Raw genomic sequence first — 1,380 nt, 5'->3', positions numbered from 1 at the left:
ACCGAGGCCGTGTGGAAACGCGTCTTCCAAGCCGGTGAACACAAGGCCGGGCAAGCGCTTCGCGTGACGATGAATGGTCAGCAGAACCGCTCTCAGGCCTGCATGGCATGGATCAGAGGCCCGACGCCCAAGATGGCGATCACTCGCTTGAGATTATAGGCCAGGACGTGAAGGCTCATCTCGGTTCTGACGTTTTTGAGCGTCTTGGTCTTGAAGTGGGTGGCTCCCATCCAGGCCTTCAACGTCCCGAACGGGTGCTCGACGGTGGCGCGGCGGACGCGCATGCTGTTGGGCGCGCGATCGAGCCGTTCCTGCATGGCCTCGATGACCGCCTCGTGCTCCCAGCGGGTAATCCGGCGCACCTTTGAAGTCGTGCATTGGGCCTTGATGGCGCAGCCCCCGCAACTGGCCTGGTCCCAGTAGCGGTGCAGGGTCTGGCCGTTCTCGACATTGGTCATGTGGCGCACCAGCCGCTGACCGGCCGGACAGCGATAGCTGTCGTCTTCGCGATTATAGGCGAAGTCCTGCTTACCGAACCGGCCGTCAGCCTTGGCCCCCGAGACCATTGGCCTGGGCATGCAGGGCGTGACGCCGATCTGTTCACAGGCCAGGATTTGCTCGCCGCTGAAGTAGCCGCGATCGGCCAGAACATCGAGCGCCTCGACGCCCATCTCAGCCTTGGCTCGGCCCGCCATTGTGCAGAGCTGACCCCGATCGTGGCCGATATTGGTGACCTCGTGCGCCACGATCAGATGGTGAAGCGGATCGACCGCCGTCTGGACGTTGTAGCCGACCATCCCGGTTCCCTTGCCGTTGGTGGCCATGGCCCTGGCGTCCGGATCGGTCAGTGAGATCTGCTGGTCTGGCGCGGCATGCACCTCGACCTCCAGGGCCTTGAAGGCCTTCATCTGCTCCCGCAGTGAGGCGATCTTGTCCTTCAGGCGCACGGTCTTGGCCTGGACCAGCTCGCCATCATGTCGGTCGGCGGTCTCCAAGGCTGACATGTAGCGATCGATGCTGGCCTCGACCTGCTCCATACGCCGCTGGATCGAGGCGCGGGTGAAGTTCTTGTCGCGCGTGTTCACCGCTTTGAACTTGCTGCCGTCGATCGCGACGATCGCATGGGTGAACAGTTCCAGCTGGCGGCACAGGGCGATGAACTGTCGGCAGGCCGCCCGGATCGCCGGGCCATTGTCCTTGCGGAAGTCGGCGATGGTCTTGAAGTCCGGGGCCAGCCGTCCCGTCAGCCACATCATCTCGATGTTGCGTCCGGCCTCGCGCTCCAGCCGGCGGCTCGACTGCACCTGGTTGATATAGCCGTAGACGTAGATCTTCAGCATCACCCCGGGATGATAGCCAGGCCGCCCCGTCGCCTCGGGC

At 63.8% G+C, this 1,380-nt stretch carries 1 protein-coding gene; it reads right to left on the bottom strand.

From position 1 onward, the window contains the following. Positions 1 to 92: 92 nt before the first annotated feature. On the bottom strand, positions 93 to 1,380 hold a 1,288-nt coding region (locus AC1RJ9_RS28320; RefSeq protein ID WP_492842013.1), incomplete at its 5' end, for an IS1182 family transposase.

It is taken from the genome of Caulobacter sp. GW822-FHT07D08, assembly GCF_058798735.1.
The sequence above is the reverse complement of the archived record's forward strand: the minus strand, read 5'-3'. Positions and strand labels throughout refer to the sequence as shown.